2 protein-coding genes are annotated in these 2710 nt (G+C 74.2%); both read left to right on the top strand.

Annotated elements, in window-relative coordinates; all coding sequences use genetic code 11:
- The coding region (locus tag AC27VN_RS38265) for an SdrD B-like domain-containing protein (protein ID WP_490880035.1) at positions 1-2077 on the top strand (2077 nt) is incomplete at its 5' end.
- 95 nt (positions 2078-2172) lie between these two features.
- Positions 2173-2710, top strand: a 538-nt coding sequence (locus AC27VN_RS38260; RefSeq protein ID WP_490880034.1) for a hypothetical protein, incomplete at its 3' end; no start/stop codon positions are given.

The raw sequence follows: 2710 nt of genomic DNA, 5'->3' as shown, positions 1-2710 counted from the left end.
GGCGCAGCAGGCGCGGCTGAAGGCCCTCGTCGACGCCGCGCCGGCGCCCTATCAAGACCGGTTCATGAGCGCCGACGAGGCCGGCGCCGCGTCCGCCGACGACAGCGCCGCGCCGTCCGCGCAACCCGAAGGCTTTCGCGCCTGGATGACCGAAAGCCGCATCGGCTTCGGCGCTGCGACGAGTTCCGGCGCCGGGCGGCGGCGCGCGGTGGAGTTCGGCCAGCGCATCGAGTACCGCCGCGAGACGCTCAACCACGGCGAGTTCCTGCTGCAGGCCGACGGCCGCCGCTGGAACGGCGACCGCCAGGCCCAGGGCGGCATCGGCGTGCTGGGCTACGCCGAGGACGCGGGCAGCGGCCGCCTCACGCTGCGCAACCTCGCCTTTCCGCTGACGCCCCGGACCTTCGCCGACAGCGCGCTGGGCGACATCCACAGCGAGCTGACCGAGGGCCTGGCGCGCAATTACCGGCTCTCGCTCGGCAGCAGCACGGTGCGCGGCGCCTCGTTGCGCGTGTTCGACGCCGGCAGCGACTGGCGCGCGGGCTTCGGCATGCGCGGCAGCCTGCGGGGCGGGCCGTATCCGGGATTCGAGCAGAGCCAGGGCACGCTCGGCTGGCTCGGCCTGACGCAGCGCGTGGGCGGGAGCGGCTTCGTCGCCGCGCAACTGAACCGGGCGCGCGACCTTCCGGCCTGGACCCTCGACCCGTTCACGGGCCAAGGCGTCGGATCGCGCCATGTCGAGAGCTGGGCCGGCGCGCTGGGCTGGGGCCGCGAGGTGGAGCGCGACGGCGACTTCAAGGTCCGCGCCACGCTGATCGGCAGCCGCACGCGCTCGCCGACGCCGGGCGTCGCCGTCGGCGATTCGCGCGGGCTGTTCGTCGAGGCCAGCGCACGCCTGGGGCCCTACCGCCACGAGTTCGGCGCTTACACGGCCAGGCCGAATCTCTTCTTCGGCGACCATCTCGTGGCCGACGGCACGCGCGGCGCCTACTGGCGCGTGGACCGCGGCGGCAGCCGCCTGCACTGGGGCGGCGGACTCGAGCACGAGCGCACGCAGGGCGACGCCGCCTTCGGGTTCGCGGGTTCCAGCCGCAGCGGCGCGAACGGCAGCGTCCTGTACCAGTTCGACCGCCATGCCTCGGTCGGCGGCAGCCTGAGCCTGCAGCGCACGCGCTACGACAGCAGCGCGGACACCGCCGCCGGCAGCGACTCGCGCAGCCTCTACGCCAGCGTCTTCCACCAGGCACGCTTCTTCGGCGGCTTGCGCAGCCGCTTCAGCCTGACCGTGCGGCGCAACGAGCTGATCGTGCTCGGCGACCAGGCCGCCACCGGCCACGAATGGCAGTGGGAACAGGACTGGATCGGCGCGGGCCGCGAGACGCTGCGCCCCGAATTCACCACCACGCTCGGCTACGCGCGCGACCGCAGCGGCGGCGTGCCACGCAACTACCCCACGGCCGGCGTGCAGTTCCTGTGCTGGCTCGACAGCGGCTTCCACCTCGGCGGCAACCTGCGCTACACCTCGCAAAGCGGCGGCCTGCACACCAGCCGCGGGCTGTCGGGCTCGCTCACGGCCGAGAAGGCGCTCGCCCGGGGCTGGCGCATCGGCTTCGCGGCCTACTTCAACCAGGCGCGCGCCGCCGTGGCGCCCACCACGAGCCTGGGCCCGCAGCTCTACCGCAGCAACGACCGCAGCGCCTACGTCTACCTGCGCTGGGAGGGCAGCGCGGGCACGCCCTTCCAGACCGCCGGCGTGCGCGACGGCGATGCAGGCGCCGGTGCAGGCAGCGTGGCCGGGCACGTGTTCTTCGACACCAACCGCGACGGCGCGCGGCAGCCCGACGAAGACGGGGCCGCCCACGTGGAGGTCCAGCTCGACGGCCGCTACCGCACCACCACCGACCGCGACGGCCGCTTCGAATTTCCGCTCGTGACCACCGGCCGCCATCGGCTGAGCCTGACGCTCGACAGCGTGCCGCTGCCCTGGGGCACGGCCGGCGACGGCGGCGTGGCGCTCGGCGTTCCGCTGCGCGGCCGGGCCGTTGCCGAGATTCCCCTGACCAAGGTGGGCGAATGAGCAGCGCGCCCCTGCGGTCTTCTCCTGCCCGCTGCTGCTCTTCTTTCTTCATCCATCGAGGCCCTCTCATGAACCCCAGCGCCCTCCCCCACCGCATGCTCGCCCTTTCCGTGGCGGCCTTCTGCCTCGCCACCGGTGGCGAGGCCATTGCCGAGAGCCAGTACGGCGCGGGCACCGGCACCATCACGGCCCAGGCCAAGGTCAACCTCAGCGTGACGGTGCCCAAGCTCATCCTGCTGCGCGTGGGCGCGGCCAACACCGCCGTCGACACGCTGCGATGGAGCTCGGCGCTGGAGATCCCCGCCGTTCCCACGCCGGCCCTGGCCGCCGCCACCAACACCGGCGTGGACTGGAACGGCGCGGCGCCGGCCGCGACCGTTGCCGCCGCGGCCGGCGCCGACACGCTCACCGTCTACGCCTGGACCAATGCCGGCACCGGCACCATCCACTGCGCGCTCGGCGCCTGGAACGCCACGGGCGGCCCGGCCGACGCCGACTTCACCGTGACCGCCGAGGGCACGCTGCCGCACCCGGGCGCGAACCTGGGCGCCTGCGCCTCGACCGCGTTCCCGTCCAACACGGTGGCCACGGGCACCTGGACCTACGCGCTCGGCGGCACGCCGGCCGGCTGGC

It is taken from the genome of Variovorax sp. 20P10.2.4 (assembly GCF_058244205.1).
This window is presented reverse-complemented; position numbering and strand designations above follow the sequence as displayed.